The organism is Effusibacillus dendaii (assembly GCF_015097055.1).
Lineage (GTDB): Bacteria > Bacillota > Bacilli > Tumebacillales > Effusibacillaceae > Effusibacillus > Effusibacillus dendaii.
Map to the genome: position 1 here is coordinate 2,423,191 of NZ_AP023366.1, position 14,618 is coordinate 2,437,808.

Consider the following 14,618-nt stretch of genomic DNA (forward strand, 5'->3'; position numbering starts at 1 on the left):
AATATAATGATGTGTTGAGGACGTTAAAGGACAAATGACACAATATCTAACGGTTGAGGAAATTATTCTTTTAAACGCAACCATTATTAAACATATTAGTCCGAAAGAACAAGTCGGAGTGAAAGATTTAGGGTTGTTAGAATCTGCGGTAGCCCGACCGCAATCTACTTTTGATGGAAACAGTCTGTATCCCACAATCTTTTTAAATGCTGCCGCTCTGATGGAGTCACTGGCGCAAAATCATCCAATCATAACGCAAATAAGAGAACCGCATTTTCCGCAACTGTCGTCTTCCTGAAGCTTAACGGCTATAATCTTAAAATGTCACATGATAGTGCCGTCCAATATGCACGGGGTCATATCGGCGATCGAACGGCTTTCCATTTCCATTTGCGAAGCCAAAGTTTCCAGCCAACCAGTATGCAGCAGTCGTTTCGCCGTTGACGGCTGCGATGACCGGTGCATTCATACGGGTGAGCCTTGATACGGCCGCGTGCAGATAGGTAGTCACTTCTTTCAAATGGGAAGGCAATTGATCGCCTTGGGCGGCGAAGTTTTTTAAATCGCCTCCCGAACAAAAAGTCGAATCTTGTCATTATAAAACAGGATTGAAAATTGAAATCTGTTATAGTACAATAAAACAAACATAAACCATTTGAAAAAGGTGAGAATCGTATGACTACCGGATTGGAACTGGTGAATAAGTGGATCGAGAGAAACAAAGGGATCCTGTCGGAAGAGGAAATGAACGGAACAAATTTCGTATTTGGCGACTCCTTATACACAATCAAACGATCAGGCAACCGGCTGGATGTGGAGCAGTCAACCGGAAAACTGGTGATTTTTCGCGATCTGAAACAGTTTTCGGATGATCTCACCTGTCGGATCTGCGGTACGGAATACAACAACAAGATTGATACGATTCGCTGCTGCACAAACGGCGATGAGTAATCGGGAAAACAGCTGCGAATAAACAGAGGGGCGCAACCTTGCGGAAACAGGGTTGCGCCTTTGCACTAAAAACAGAAGATACCTGTTACAGTTCGATTTTTCTCTTCAGCAAATACACACTGCCTAACCAGAATAAAATGGCAAACATCAGTTTAACGCCCGATTGGATGAGAGCGTCGGTTACGTGCCCTGTGATGGCAATGGGGAGAACGAAAACGCGTCCGTTTGCTTTATCCGCCAAAAGCCAGTTATCAATTTTGTTGGTCAGGATAAATAGAGCGATAATCGATATGCCTGTTATAAAGGTGGAGTGTTTCCTGAACGCTTTACCCGCCAGCACCGACATGAAAATCAACGGAATAAAACTGGCCAGTGAAACAGGCAGGCTCACCATTTGTGAAATGAAAACCGGATCACTCAATCTTTTCATTATTTCATCAACGGGCAACTCCGGAAACCGGCCGGAAAACAGTACCTGGCCGCACATAAGGATCAGGAAAGCGGCTCCGAGCAACAGATATTCGCTCAAAATAACGATAAACTTCGACCAGAAAATCGAATTTTTCGAAACGGGCAGGGCAAGCAGCAGATAGATGCTGTTCTGTTTCCATTCGTTATGCCAGATCGTATACGCGTGGATGGGAGGAATAAACATAACGATTGCCATCGATAAACTCATCGTAAGGGCAAGCCCCATTTTTCCGGGAAGAGTCGTCGCTGTTTGGAGTGAGATAAAAGCGATCAGCTGCAGGAGCAGCAGTGCTGTGAGCGCAACAACCAGTTGTGTCCGGACGTTGCGAAAATCGGTTGCCAGCAAACGTTTAAACGTGATGGACACCGCCAAACACCTCCTTCATGATTTCAACCAGAGACAGATTCTTCGCTGCTTTCAGTTGTTCCAGGTTCCCTTGCAGGGCGATTTTACCGGCCCGAATGAACAGGACATCGTCAAGAATCGGTTCCACTTCTTTCACTTCATGTGTCGTAATCAGAATGGATTGCCCTTCTTCCAGAAAGTCATCGACGAGTGCCTGGATCAAATCCTCTCTTGCCAGCACGTCAATTCCGGACAGCGGTTCATCAAGCAGCAGGTACTTGGCGCGGCGGCTGAGAGCCAGCAGCAGTTTCACTTTCGCCCGACTGCCTTTTGACAAATCGCGTATTTTCCGGGCAGGCGATAGCTGGAAATATTCGACCAGACGGGCTGCTTTTTGATCGTCCCAATCGGCGTAGAAATCTTTCATATAAGTCACCGCGTCCGACACAGTCATCCACGGATACAACACATCGATTTCCGGCAAATAGGCGATCTTCTGTTTGCTGCTGATCGATGGCGGTTCTCCATCTATCCGGATTTCTCCCTGATCCAAATGGAGCAATCCGGCAATTACCTTGAGGGTAGTCGATTTGCCTGACCCGTTTAAACCCAACAGTCCGGTAATTCTCCCTTCTTCCACCTGCAGCGACAATCCGTCAAGCGCCTGGATGCTGCCAAATCGTTTGCTTCCTTGATCAATCGTGATCAACAGGATCACTTCCTTTCGAATCCAGATAGAGTTTCAAATCAGACAAAATGTCGGCAGCAGATCGACCCAGGGCGGACATCTTCCGGACAAAATCGGAGACCAGCCGGTTCACCATTTCTTCCCGGATGGTACGGGCCACAGATGCATCATCTGTCAGGAAACTGCCCTGCCCGCGAAGCGTCTTGATCAGGTTCATCTCCTCCATTTCGCGATATGCCCGCTGCACGGTGTTGGGGTTTACCCGCAGCTGTGCAGCCAAGTCCCGGCGCGACGGAATCTCCTGACCGGGTTGATAGGTGCCGTTTGCAAATTTCTGTTTGAAATCATCGATAATCTGCAAATAGATGGGTTCCCTCTCGTTAAATTCCATAAGCACCTCCAAAAGCGTGACACGCAAACTGTAATACTGTATTAATTGATTAATACAATAGAACAATAACACGATATGATTGGAATGTCAAGAAGACCCCGGTTTCCACTTTTACGCAAATCGGATTTTCATTTTAACCGTTTTTTTACAGAACAAATACCAAGGGTTAACAATGAATGTCTAAAATCTGATGTGTAAAAGCAACTCATCATTTTTACAACTATTGTGGGGGGGATTCAATTGAAAAGTAAGAAACGATTGCTTGCACTTGCGGGTTTGGCCATTTCGATGACGACCGTATCGCCTGTTTTTGCGGCGACTGACAAACCGTCCAGCGTTCAATCAATTGAATTTGTTGGCATGGATGCACCGCAAACAGCGGAAGAAATGGCAAAAGCCTATTCGACAGCAAGCGTTAAAGTTACGTTTCATGACGGTTCGTCCAAACTGTACCCGTTGTCCTACAACACCCTGTTTAAGTCGACCGACAAGGTTGGCGGGGTTACGGCCGGAGTGGCAGTTGACGTATACGGAAAACCGATTATGGATACCAGTGTGCCTGGTCAACCGACTCCATTCGTGTCGGACGATCCGGACGCGAACGGTCTGATTCAGTTTAAAGACGGGAAAGATCGCAACTCGCTTTATCTGCTGACAAACTATGAATATATTACCCGTGACAATTCGGGAAAAAGCGCATATGGAATGATTCCAGCTTCGATCAGTCTGACCACGCTGAAACAGGATGAGAAAACGGGACAGTTGAGCCCGGTGGAGTTGAAAAAAGTTGATTTTTCAGGTGTGAATGGTCTCTGGATTCCCTGCAACGGATCTGTAACTCCCTGGAATACAGAGTTGACCAGCGAGGAGTATGAGCCGGATGCGCGCGCTTTTGAAGCGAATCCAAGCAACACCTACGTAGCTTATTTCACGAAAAACTACTTCCAGGACGCGAGCAAACAAGGAAATCCTTACATGTACGGATTTATTCCGGAAATCTCCGTAACGAAAGACGGCAAAACGACCGTTGTGAAACACTACAGTATGGGACGTTTTTCACATGAATTGGCAAAGGTAATGCCGGACAACAAAACGGTTTACTTCGGCGATGACGGTTCGAACACGATGCTGTTCATGTATGTGGCGGATAAGCCGAAAGATTTGTCGAGTGGTACGTTATACGCGGCGAAATGGCAGCAGACGAGCGATCAAAACGGAGGATCAGCGAATCTGAAGTGGATCAAGCTTGGTCATGCAACCGATAACGAAATTGCAACTTATATCAACCGCAACATAAAATTCAGCGACATCTTTGAAACGGCGGAGATGGATACGCCTGGCTTTACGAAAATCAAAACGTACCCAAGCGGCAATGTCGAATGGTTGAAAGTAAAACCTGGCATGGAGAAAGCAGCCGCATTTTTGGAGCCGCGCCGATACGGTGCCATGCTTGGCGCGACTTACGAATTCAACAAAATGGAAGGCGTAACGCTGAACGCGAAAGACAAGAAACTCTATGTGGCTATGTCTTATGTAGAGAAAGACATGTTGAAAAGCACGGCGCAGGACGGGCTGCAAGACGACATTCAATTGCCAAAAATCAGTTCCGGCGTCACATATGCACTTTCCCTGGCGGGCGGACAGAAAGACAATAAGCAGGACAAGATCGACAGCCAATATGTGGCCACCGACATGAGCGGATTCGTTGTCGGGGAAGATATGGCGGCGGCTGATGATAAAGGAAATACGGCGGCAGTCGACAAGGTGGCAAATCCGGATAATCTGTCGTACTCGGAAGAACTGCGTACATTGTTCATTGGGGAAGACAGTGGCAAACACACAAACAATTTCGTTTGGGCCTACAATGTAGATACGAAAAAACTGTCTCGCATCTTGTCATTGCCGGCGGGGTCGGAAGCAACCGGATTACAGTTTAACGGGGATGTCAACGGATTTACTTATATCCTGAGCAATTTGCAACACCCGGGCGATTTTGAAACGAAAATTCCGGATCCACTGAAACAGGAAATTGAAAAACGGATCAACCAAAACTTTGACAACAAGCGTTCCGGGGTGGTCGGCTACATCAGCGGTCTGCCAAGTATGCAAGATCTTATGCAGGGCAATAAAACAGGCAAGGATGACAACAAGTAAAAATCTTGCCATGCAGGCACAGGGCGCAGGTCATAGGTTTGAAGATCCCCGCGGATTACCGTTGGGATCTTCTTTACATTGGACGACTCTCACCGGATTGGACGGGTTCCACCAATAACTGCTAAAATATGGATAGCATACATTCCAGAGGTGTAGGATTCGGATGACAATTTTAAAAAACGATTGGGCGCCTCTGCTCGACACGGAGTTTCAGCAGCCTTACTATCTGCGGCTGCGTGAATTTTTGAAAAATGAATATCGCACGAAGACGGTGTACCCGGACATGCACGACATCTACAATTCGCTGCATCTTACCACATTTTCCGCTACCAAGGTGGTCATACTCGGACAAGATCCTTACCACGGACCGGGGCAGGCACATGGGTTAAGTTTTTCTGTCAAACCGGGCGTAGACATCCCCCCGTCCCTGCAAAACATCTTCAAGGAACTGCAAAGCGATTTGGGTTGCACGATTCCAAATAACGGCTATCTGACCCGGTGGGCGGAGCAGGGTGTGCTTTTGTTAAATGCAGTGTTGACCGTTCGGGCGGGGGTTCCCAACTCGCACCGGGGGATTGGCTGGGAGACATTTACCGATCAGGTGATTCGTACATTAAATAGGCGGGAACAACCGGCAGTCTTCCTGCTGTGGGGCAAAAACGCGCAGGAAAAACGGCAATGGATCACGGAACCGCATCATTTGGTGATTGAGTCGCCTCATCCAAGCCCTTTTTCGGCCAATCGGGGTTTTTTCGGCAGCCGGCCGTTTTCCCGCACAAACCAATTCCTCAAGAAGCACGGACTGACAGAGATTGATTGGCAAATTCCAAATTTGTAGGAGGGGATTCTGTGATTACAAGCATTGCGGAAGCAGCCGTGTTGAGCAACGGCGTAAAAATGCCCTGGCTCGGGCTCGGCGTTTATAAGGCGCAGGATGGCGACGAGGTGGAGCGGGCGGTCAAAACGGCCATTCAGGTCGGATACCGCAGCATCGATACGGCTGCCATGTACCAGAACGAAACGGGTGTCGGAAAGGCAGTAAAAGAATCTGGTGTACCGCGTGACCAGATTTTTATCACGACGAAAGTATGGAACTCGGATCAGGGATATGATTCGACACTGCGGGCGTTTGAAACGAGCCGTAAAAAACTGGGCCTCGACTATCTGGATTTGTATTTAATTCACTGGCCTGTCAAAGGCAAATACAAGGAAACCTGGAGAGCGATCGAGAAAATCTGCAAAGACGGATTGGCACGCGCTATCGGAGTGTGCAATTTCCATGTGCATCATTTACAGGATCTGATCAGCGATTGCGAGATCAAACCGATGGTCAACCAAGTGGAACTGCATCCGATGCTGACACAGAAAGAACTGCTCCAGTTCTGCAAATCGGAAGGGATTCAGATGGAAGCTTGGGCTCCGCTGATGCGGGGAGGTGACATGCTGCAGCAGCCGATTTTTGTGGAATTGGCGAAGAAATATAACAAAACTCCGGCGCAAATTATACTTCGTTGGGATCTGCAAAATGGGGTGGTCACAATCCCGAAATCGGTGACGGAACATCGGATCCGGGAAAACGCGGATATTTTCGACTTCGCACTGTCGGCGGAAGACATGGCAAAGATCGATGCGATGAACCAAAACAAACGGCTGGGACCTGACCCGGATCATTTTAACTTCTAGGGTGCTTTGCTTACGTTTTTGCATTACAACATATTCCACTTCATGCGTGGCGGGGAGGAATCGAAATGAAACCATTGCAAGGAAGAGTAGTATTGATAACTGGCGCGAGCCGGGGAATTGGAGCGGCGACTGCGGTTTTGATGGCCAAAGCGGGTGCTGATGTAGCGGTCAACTTTTTCAGTTCGGAATCGGAAGCGGCGAAAGTGGTCGCCCAAATCGAGCAGCAGGGGCAAAAGGCGATTGCCGTTCAGGCCGATGTTCGAAATGCAGAGGATGTCAAACGTCTGGTTGAAACGACTGTCAACCAGTTCGGCAGATTGGATGTGCTGGTCAGCAACGCCAACATTAATTTTGCATATAAACCGTTTATGGAGATGAGTTGGGACGAGTTTTCCGAAAAACTGAATGGCGAGATGGCGACCGCATTCCGGTTATGCCAAGCGGTCGTGCCGCACATGGAGAAACAGGGCGGCGGTAAAATCATTACGATTGCGAGCGGTTTGGCACGCACTCCGTCCCCCAACTTTATCGCACATGGTTCTGCCAAAGCTGCGCTCGTAACATTCACCAAGTATCTGGCACAGGAGCTTGGACCGAAAAATATTACGGCAAACGTCGTGTCGCCGGGATTGGTTTTGACTGATGCTACGAAACATCAACCGAAAGAAATGCATGAAATGATGGCGAACTTGACGCCGCTGCACCGTCTGGCACAACCGGAAGACATTGCGGGTGCCGTGTTAAGTCTGGCAGCCGATTGGAACAGCTTTGCGACAGGCGTATATCTGCCGGTCAATGGCGGAATGGATTTGTCGTAATACGAAATATTGCAGTAGAGCAAACGATTGCAGTAGAACAAACGCTTCCCTCAGCAGGGAGGCGTTTTTGCGTATCGGAATATGCCAAAAGTCATGCCTGAATATAGATCGCGTTACACTGGTGAGGAATGCCGCTTTTCGCAAAAATAAAGGAGAAATGGGGCACATCTTGAGGAACTGCGTACATGGGGGAGACAACTTCATTGCAAAAGGGGAAGATCGGATGCTCTTGTTTAAAATTTTTCTGGTGCTTCATATACTGGCCGGATTTCTGGCACTTTGTATTTTCTGGATACCGATCGTGACCAAAAAAGGAGGCAAGCTCCACAATCGAATTGGCTGGATATATGTGGCCGCGATGTCCGCAGTTTCCTTATCTGCCTTGTATTTGGCCGTTTATCGCATCTTTTTCGATGTCACAAGTGACGCAAACCGGGTGGCGTTTTCCTGGTTTCTGATCTTTATTGCGATTCTCAGTTCAGCCACCGCCTGGTACGGGCTGCGCGTACTCCGCTTTAAAAACAGGAAGCAGGCGCACCGGAATCCGGTTGACCTGTTGTTCCCGGCTCTGTTGACTCTATCTGGCATTGCGATCAGCGCTTATGGCTTTGTGATCAGCTTTCCGCTGTTAAAATGGTTCCCGATTATCATCAACAGACCCGTTAAACACTTTCAGGCAAAAATCCGGTCTGGCTGAGATAAATTTGCCCTTTGAAATCGCGTTGAAAATCGGCTATGAGGCGAGTGTACGCTTCTTTGTCATACCATTCATCCCAACCGTTTTGATGAAAAATCTGCCGGATGCCAAGCTGCTCCGTCCGTTTGCCGCCACTGCCGTCTCCTCTGAAAAAATCATCGATGCAGACGCGGGATGTAACGGCAGACAATGTTTTGGGAAACGCAGGTGTACAAGGCAAAAGTGGCGAAACCGCCGCCTGGGTCGGCACTCCGGCTGCGGTCAGCCTTTTCAGGGCAGACAGCCGGGCTGGTATGGAGGGAGACAACGGCGCAAACGCGCGGCGTACGTCGTCCCGGTCCGTTTCAATTGTCAGGCTGATCCGAATGCGGTTTTTCAGCTGGCAGAACAGATCGATATCGCGCACAACCAACGGACTGCGGGTTTGGACGAATAGAAACGCAGGCGGATTTTCCGCCAAAACTTCCAAGAAGGATCGGGTAATTTTCTCACGATATTCAACAGGCTGGTAGGGGTCGGTGCTGGAGGAGAGGAAAATCGTGACCGGCCCTTTTTGATTTGCACGTTTTAATTCAGTCCGCAAATGATCGGCCGCGTTCTGCTTTACATCCACCCACGATCCCCACGGGCTGCCGCGAAACAGGGCCACTGGCATACGCCGCACATAGCAGTAGGAACAGGCGAAAGTACAGCCGACATACGGATTCAACGTGTGGCTGTATTCCGTCAGATAGCCGCTGGCAGGTGTCAGAACGCGGGTTGGGATTTTGTGTTCGATCGTTATTTTCATTGCGGTTCTCCCGTAGGTTTATCGGTTCGCTTCTTGCAGGCTCCGTATCGTCATCCGAATTCCTTCTGCATAAGGAGTTTTCGGAACCGGTCCAATCTGCCGTTCATATTTTTCCCCGCTGAGGACGAGAGGCTGCTCGTTTAAATACATCATTTCCACCGCTTCCCGCACTATAGGGTTGAACAGCCCGACGAAAGCCATCATGTTTTTGCCGATCGAACGCACGGGTTTGTTCGTACCTGCCGCGTCTTTGGCAATCTGAATAATTTCTCTGCCTGTGATGGTGCCGGGGCCTGGTATGTTCCAATTTTGACCGTATGCATCCGCGTGCTTGGAAAGTTCCGCCACCGCTTTGGCGCCATCGGGTGTATAGATAAACTCGCGGGGAAGGTCCTGACTGCCGATAAAAATACCCGATTTTCCTTTGACAATTGCCTGAAATGTCACATCAAGCAGGGTGTTTCGCGCTTCCGGCCCGTAAAAATCAGGCAGTCTGGCAATCAGTGCAGGAAGGCCCGTCTGATGGGCGGCAAAGATCAGCCGTTCCATCTCAAGCCGCAGTTTGCCTTTCTTCGTGTGAGGTTCCTTTGGGTGATTCTCTGTTACTCGATCCATTTGCGGTCGGCCGTAGGGATATACGTTGTCGACTACAACCAGCTTCGACCGGTTCATTTTAGCCGCTTGCACTACATGATTCGCCAGCGTTAAAAGTTTTGCTTCCCACTCTGGATAGGGAATGTTCACGCTGTGAATAATTAGGTCTGCGCCGCGTGTAGCATTCACAAGATCCTCAAGGTTAAACACATCCCCAGCGTAATAACTCATGAGGTACTTCCTGTCACCGCATTTATTCCGCAGGGCAGCCAATTTTGATTTGGTTCTGGCAAACGCAACCGTCTCAAATCCTTGCCCAACCAATTCCTTCACCAGTGCGCTCCCCATGCCGCCTGTTGCTCCGAGTACAACCACTTTTTCCATTTGAGGAATCTCCTTCTATCCGAGATGATATGTCAATTATAAAGTATTTTCTACCGTCAATGCGGTTGTGTGTTGTCAATGCGGTTATGTCCAGGGTGCAGGAACACAGGCCGATCATGACGTATATTAGTTTAGCCGTGGGGATTGCGAGTATTTGACGTGCTGCCGTTGCCAGAGCAGGATCGGCAGAAATTTATTTTAAAACGATCAAGTGAAAGGGAGATTCAGCATGAGATTAGGCTTCAAGTTTAAACTTCTTGTGTATTTGCTGCTTATTATTGTCATCGGAACCGGGTTGTTAGGTATGTATCTTGTCAATCAGGCAAACGACAATGTGCTGGCAGGTGCACAATCAAAGTTAAAATCCGATTTGGCATTGGGAAGAACCGTATTGGAAGAAAAATTTCCGGGCGATTGGTCCGTACAAAACAATCAGCTTTATAAAGGTGATGTTCTGATCAACGGTAACTTTTCGGTTGTTGATGAAATCGGCGGACTTACGGGCGATACGGTTACCATTTTCATGGGAGACACGCGGGTTGCCACAAACGTGAAAAAGCCGGATGGCAGCCGGGCTGTCGGTACAAAAGTATCGGATGCTGTCGCACAGGCGGTTTTGAAAGAAGGGAAAGTTTATATCGGAACAGCCGACGTGGTGGGCACGATCAACCAGACAGCATATGAACCGATCAAAAATCAAAGCGGTCAGATTATCGGCATCTGGTATGTGGGAGTTCCAAATTCCCCCTACGAAGCAATGGCCAACAGTTTTAAGAATCAAGTGATTTTATTCGTCGTGGTTGAGGTTGTTGTCGTGTCTGCTCTTTTATGGATTTACCTAAGTATTCGAATCAAGCCGCTTACCCAACTGACAAAGGTAGCGGAGCAAGTGGCGGAAGGAAATTTGCAGGTGGAAGTCGTGAAAAATTCAGCCAAAGACGAGATCGGACGTCTGTCTGTAGCTGTCAATACGATGGTCGACAGCCTGCGCGATCTTTTGAAAAATATAAACAACCAGGTCTATGCGGCTGCCCAGCAGGTGGCAGAGTCGACTGAATCGATGGCCAAGTCGGTGGAACAGATTTCGCTGACTTTTTCGGAGATCTCCGCAAGTTCGGCAGAAGTATCGTCTGAGGCGGCACAAGGCAGCCATTCTGTTGCAGAAGCGTCGAAAGTCTTAATGGAACTGTCGTCTCTCATACAAGTAGCCCATTCGAAGGCGAATGAAGCGGCAGAAAGTTCAAAGATCACATTGCAGGCTGCATCGCAAGGGAAGAAAACGACGGCCGAAACGATCGAACGTATGGAAACGATCAGAAGTAAGACAGCAGAAACGGGACATCTGATGGAAGTTCTCGACGAATATTCAAAGAAAATCGGTTTGATGACCAACACCATCACCGACATCGCCAATCAGACCAACCTGCTGGCGTTGAACGCCGGAATTGAAGCCGCTAGAGCAGGCGAAGCGGGCAGGGGATTTGCCGTCGTAGCGGAAGAGGTCCGTAAGCTGGCGGAACAATCGAACCGAGGAGCATCCGAGGTGGCTGATCTGGTTCGGAAAATTTCCGAGAGCATTGAAATGGCCGTTTCGGCAACTGAACAAAGCCGGTTAGAAGTGGAACAAGGCGTGACAGCCGCTAAAACGGCGGGCGAGGCGCTGCAAAATATTTTGGGGGCGGTCAACGGTACCGTCAAAAATATAGAGGAGATCACAAATGTGACCAACGAAGAGGTTTCCACTTCTGAAAAGATCGTATCATTGATTCAATCGGTTGCCACCATCATCGATCATTCGATGGCCGGCTCACAGGAAGTGACCCAGTCAATTGAACGCCTTTCCGCGGAAGTGGAAGAGATTGCGGCAAGTTCGGAGGAAATATCCGCCATGACAAACGATTTGAAACAGACCGTGGAAAGGCTCAAAGTATAAAGTGGAATTGGATAGCGTCATAAAAAGCGACTGGGGGCCGATTAACGGCTTCCTGCTTTTTGTCTGGCGACCGCATTTGGCATACGAATGGTCAGCATCAGTACGATTGCCGCAATTACGGCACAAACGACCGCAATTTCATGAAAATGAGCGGTCGTAATCTGTTTCCCGAATAAAACACCCAGCAAGCTGGATGACAAAATTGTTCCGATATAACGGGATGTCATGAACAAACCGGAAGCAGTTCCCGTTTCGGATGGTTCTACATGTGCGTACAGAGCGCTTTGCATCGATAAATTGTTAAATCCGTTGCTGATGCCCAGCACGGAAAAGATAAGGAACATCCAGACGGCAGATGTCTGATCATGAACCGACAGCATGAGTAAAACACCAATCGTTAAAACAGCAGCGCCAACCGTTAGCGCCGGTTTCGCGCCGCTGCGGTCAATCCAGCGTCCGACCAGCGGCGTGATAATGACACCAAAACCGGCAATGGAAAGCATCATCAAACCGCTGTTTTTGGCGTCAAAATGATGCACATTCTGCAAATAGGAAGGGACGCCGAAAAACACCGAATAAAAAATCGTGTTTACCAAAATAAATTGCGCATAGATCAGCGTGACATTTACATTCTTGCGAAGAGATTTTACATCAATAAACGGATCTTCCCGAGTCGATTCAAGTTTATAAAAGAAACCGGCAAGCAAAATGCCTGCGATAAGCATCCACCAATTGACCGTTTGTTCGAGCGAGAGCAAAAACAGCAGCCAACTGATGATCATGGCGGAAAAAAGGGCAACGCCAGCCAGGTCAATTCTCGCTTTTTGCTTCGGCATGCCGGAATCCTTCGGCAAAATCCGAATTGCCAAGATAAATGAGGAAAGAATAAATGGCAAATTAATTAAAAAAACGGCAGGCCAGTCTCCGAAATGTAAAAGGAAGCCCCCGACAGACGGTCCGAACGCGGCAGATGTTGAGGAAAAGATCGATAGAACCCCCAGCGCCTTTGCCTGATTGGTGGTGATTATGCGGCGGACAATGCCCATCCCGGCTGGAAATAGAGTGGAACTGCCGATTGCCTGCACAATCCGAAACACAAGCAGCCAACCGAAGTTGGGTGAAAGAGGAGCCAGCAGGGACGCAGCCGCAATCAGAAACAAGCCCCATAAAAAAAGCCGCTTTTGGCCGTATATGTCGCTCAGTTTCCCCATTACGGGCTGCCCGATTCCGCTTGCCAGATAATAGGTCGAGATCAGCCAGGAGGCATCCGAAAAAGTGAGGTGAAACTCTTCCTGCAGGCGAGCCAGGGCAATCGCAATCATGGAGGAGTTAAGCGGATTGAGCATGGTACCAAGTGCAACGGTGGTGAGCAGCAGTAGATATCGTTTCTCTCCCGAATTTTTCATAAGCTGGACGATCACCTCTGTTTATGGGAATGAATGAGTTTATTCTAACATGCGGAATTTGTTTATTTCCATTCAAAACCATTAGAATAAATACGGGGGAGGGAATTAGAATGGATAAATCGTTAAAATCGGGCAAATTAATCTGAAATTTGACGCGGAAGGCAAACTGACAGACGAAACAACCCGCGAATTTTTGCTGCAGTTGATGAATAATCTGCTGGAGTTGACAGATACCTTGCAACGGAACAAGCAGACCAATAAATAGGGTGAAGTTTGGCAGGTTCTCTTCACAAGCTGCAAGGGAATGTGCTATATTATTATTTCAGTATAAGACCACGACAATAATCACAGATGGGGATTACGGAGGTGACGGTCATCGTGAGTGAAGGAGCAAAACCCTATCGGGTTCTTTTGTATTACAAGTATGTTCCGATTGAAAATCCGGAGGAATTTGCGGCGCAACATCTGGCATTTTGCAAGGAGCTTGGTTTAAAAGGACGCATTCTTGTCGCGCCGGAAGGGATTAATGGCACCGTTTCGGGAACAGTTGAACAAACGGACCGTTATATAGAGGAAATGCGGAAGGATTCCCGCTTTGCCGATATGGTATTCAAAATCGACGATGCGGATAAACCTGCTTTTAAGAAAATGTTCGTCCGCCCCAAGAAAGAGTTAGTGACGTTCCGACTGGAAGAGGATATTGATCCGAACCAGTTAACGGGGAAACATTTGACCCCCAAGGAATTTTATGAGGCGATGCAGCAGGACGATGTGGTTATTCTGGATGGGCGAAACGACTATGAATATGATATCGGACACTTTCGAAACGCGATCCGTCCGGAAGTAAAATCATTCCGCGAATTTCCGAAGTGGATTCGTGAAAATATGAGTCAATATAAAGACAAGAAAATTTTGACTTACTGCACAGGCGGAATCCGCTGTGAAAAGCTGTCCGGCTTCTTGTTGCGGGAAGGGTTCAAAGATGTGTCCCAACTCGAAGGCGGCATCGTCACATACGGGAAAGATCCCGAAGTGAAAGGGCAACTTTTCGATGGGAAATGTTACGTATTTGACGAAAGAATTTCCGTCCCGGTCAATCAGGTCGAAGATGTGATCGTCGGAAGGTGCCATCATTGCGGCAAACCGGAGGATCGTTACATTAATTGCGCGAACGACTTGTGTCATCTGCAGCACATTTGCTGCGAGGAATGCGAAGAAAAACATCAGGGTTTCTGCTCCGAAGAATGTTTGTCCCAGTTGGTTCAGTCATGACAACTGGGCTTTTATTTGATTGACATTTATATGAATCATT

15 protein-coding genes and 1 pseudogene are annotated in these 14,618 nt (G+C 48.2%); 9 read left to right on the forward strand and 7 right to left on the reverse strand.

The genetic code is table 11. The features are described from left to right. Window positions 1-34 precede the first annotated feature (34 nt). Window positions 35-298: a type II toxin-antitoxin system death-on-curing family toxin gene (locus skT53_RS13155; RefSeq protein ID WP_200757706.1), complete on the forward strand. Its 264-nt coding sequence runs from the start codon at window positions 35-37 to the stop codon at window positions 296-298. A gap of 18 nt (window positions 299-316) precedes the next feature. Here skT53_RS13155 and skT53_RS13160 read toward each other — a convergent pair. After that, window positions 317-577: pseudogene (locus skT53_RS13160) on the reverse strand (hypothetical protein); the annotation flags it as partial. A 98-nt stretch (window positions 578-675) separates the two neighbouring features. On the opposite strand from skT53_RS13160, the gene skT53_RS13165 reads away from it, so the two are divergent. Further along, entirely contained in the window at window positions 676-951 is a 276-nt protein-coding gene (locus tag skT53_RS13165) for a hypothetical protein (protein WP_200757708.1), read from the forward strand. An 85-nt stretch (window positions 952-1,036) separates the two neighbouring features. Here skT53_RS13165 and skT53_RS13170 read toward each other — a convergent pair whose 3' ends face one another. Genes skT53_RS13170 through skT53_RS13180 form a run of 3 tightly spaced genes read right to left on the reverse strand, consistent with a single transcriptional unit; the run spans window position 1,037 to window position 2,847 of the window. Beyond that, a complete protein-coding gene (locus tag skT53_RS13170; protein ID WP_200757710.1) occupies window positions 1,037-1,789 on the reverse strand; it encodes an ABC transporter permease in 753 nt (250 codons plus the stop codon). After that, window positions 1,773-2,477, reverse strand: coding sequence for an ABC transporter ATP-binding protein (locus skT53_RS13175; protein ID WP_200757712.1), 705 nt, complete (start codon window positions 2,475-2,477; stop codon window positions 1,773-1,775). The genes skT53_RS13170 and skT53_RS13175 overlap by 17 nt, the downstream gene beginning before the upstream one ends. Next, on the reverse strand, window positions 2,464-2,847 hold the full coding sequence (locus tag skT53_RS13180; protein ID WP_200757714.1) for a GntR family transcriptional regulator: 384 nt from the start codon (window positions 2,845-2,847) through the stop codon (window positions 2,464-2,466). The genes skT53_RS13175 and skT53_RS13180 overlap by 14 nt, the downstream gene beginning before the upstream one ends. Window positions 2,848-3,087: 240 nt before the next feature. Here skT53_RS13180 and skT53_RS13185 point away from each other — a divergent pair, with 240 nt between their 5' ends. The 5 genes from skT53_RS13185 (at window position 3,088) to skT53_RS13205 (ending at window position 8,199) form a co-directional block, all read left to right on the forward strand. Continuing rightward, window positions 3,088-5,001 carry a PhoX family protein gene (locus tag skT53_RS13185; RefSeq protein WP_318978521.1) on the forward strand — a complete coding sequence of 638 codons (1,914 nt, stop codon included), beginning with the start codon at window positions 3,088-3,090 and terminating at the stop codon, window positions 4,999-5,001. Between the two features lie 163 nt (window positions 5,002-5,164). Beyond that, window positions 5,165-5,839: a uracil-DNA glycosylase gene (locus skT53_RS13190; RefSeq protein ID WP_200757716.1), complete on the forward strand. Its 675-nt coding sequence runs from the start codon at window positions 5,165-5,167 to the stop codon at window positions 5,837-5,839. A 59-nt stretch (window positions 5,840-5,898) separates the two neighbouring features. Further along, window positions 5,899-6,684, forward strand: a complete 786-nt coding sequence (locus tag skT53_RS13195; protein WP_404828965.1) for an aldo/keto reductase — start codon at window positions 5,899-5,901, stop codon at window positions 6,682-6,684. A 65-nt stretch (window positions 6,685-6,749) separates the two neighbouring features. Next, window positions 6,750-7,502: an SDR family NAD(P)-dependent oxidoreductase gene (locus skT53_RS13200; RefSeq protein ID WP_200757723.1), complete on the forward strand. Its 753-nt coding sequence runs from the start codon at window positions 6,750-6,752 to the stop codon at window positions 7,500-7,502. Window positions 7,503-7,725: 223 nt separating this feature from the next. Continuing rightward, window positions 7,726-8,199 carry a DUF2306 domain-containing protein gene (locus tag skT53_RS13205; RefSeq protein WP_200757725.1) on the forward strand — a complete coding sequence of 158 codons (474 nt, stop codon included), beginning with the start codon at window positions 7,726-7,728 and terminating at the stop codon, window positions 8,197-8,199. On the opposite strand, the gene skT53_RS13210 is transcribed toward skT53_RS13205, so the two are convergent. Together skT53_RS13210 and skT53_RS13215 are read right to left on the reverse strand one after the other, a co-directional pair. Next, window positions 8,165-8,989 (reverse strand): SPL family radical SAM protein, encoded by an 825-nt coding sequence (locus skT53_RS13210; protein WP_200757735.1) that lies wholly within the window; start codon window positions 8,987-8,989, stop codon window positions 8,165-8,167. The genes skT53_RS13205 and skT53_RS13210 overlap by 35 nt on opposite strands. Window positions 8,990-9,007: 18 nt before the next feature. Next, window positions 9,008-9,967, reverse strand: a complete 960-nt coding sequence (locus skT53_RS13215; RefSeq protein WP_200757737.1) for an SDR family NAD(P)-dependent oxidoreductase — start codon at window positions 9,965-9,967, stop codon at window positions 9,008-9,010. A 229-nt stretch (window positions 9,968-10,196) separates the two neighbouring features. On the opposite strand from skT53_RS13215, the gene skT53_RS13220 reads away from it, so the two are divergent. Further along, complete coding sequence (locus skT53_RS13220; RefSeq protein ID WP_200757744.1) at window positions 10,197-11,900, forward strand: methyl-accepting chemotaxis protein; 1,704 nt, start codon at window positions 10,197-10,199, stop codon at window positions 11,898-11,900. Window positions 11,901-11,941: 41 nt separating this feature from the next. Here the strand turns inward: skT53_RS13220 and skT53_RS13225 are convergent, their stop codons facing one another. Next, window positions 11,942-13,306, reverse strand: a complete 1,365-nt coding sequence (locus skT53_RS13225) for an MFS transporter (RefSeq protein ID WP_200757746.1) — start codon at window positions 13,304-13,306, stop codon at window positions 11,942-11,944. Window positions 13,307-13,684: 378 nt separating this feature from the next. Here skT53_RS13225 and trhO point away from each other — a divergent pair, with 378 nt between their 5' ends. Continuing rightward, window positions 13,685-14,578: an oxygen-dependent tRNA uridine(34) hydroxylase TrhO gene (gene trhO / locus skT53_RS13230; protein ID WP_226375216.1), complete on the forward strand. Its 894-nt coding sequence runs from the start codon at window positions 13,685-13,687 to the stop codon at window positions 14,576-14,578. Window positions 14,579-14,618: the final 40 nt, after the last annotated feature.